This is a genomic window from Chromohalobacter sp. HP20-39, assembly GCF_033052815.1.
Taxonomy (GTDB): Bacteria; Pseudomonadota; Gammaproteobacteria; order Pseudomonadales; family Halomonadaceae; genus Chromohalobacter.
This window is the reverse complement of the sequence record NZ_JAWHTP010000379.1, coordinates 1-325: the sequence shown is the minus strand read 5'-3', so window position 1 is coordinate 325 and position 325 is coordinate 1. Positions and strand designations below refer to the sequence as shown.

Annotated in this window: 1 protein-coding gene; it reads right to left on the bottom strand. The window is 56.6% G+C overall.

From position 1 onward, the window contains the following. On the bottom strand, positions 1-195 hold a 195-nt coding region (locus RVY79_RS18455; RefSeq protein WP_317465995.1), incomplete at its 3' end, for a hypothetical protein. Positions 196-325 lie beyond the last annotated feature (130 nt).

The following is a 325-nucleotide window of genomic DNA, read 5'->3' as shown; positions in this document are numbered from 1 at the left end:
AGCGCGCTTAAGGTCAAAGACGCCCTGGCGACCCTTAGCACGTAGACGTATAGCCCGCAGTTCGGAGTTGCCGTCGACGCTGAACCAGACGGTTAGCCCATTCTCGAGCATTCCAACTCGCAGATGCGAGCGGTGTACTTCGATTGAATCGCGCAACGCCAAAAGGCATTCCTGAGCGCTGCTATCTTGACTCACTCTTAGACCTCCATCCGCGTACCGCAATTTAGTGAAACGCCGCAGAGAGTTGCGGGCCAACTCAGTCCTTTCTGGCTTCTGCAGGCCCCAGAAGCTCGTCTACGCTGCGAACCGTCCAAGCATTCGCATC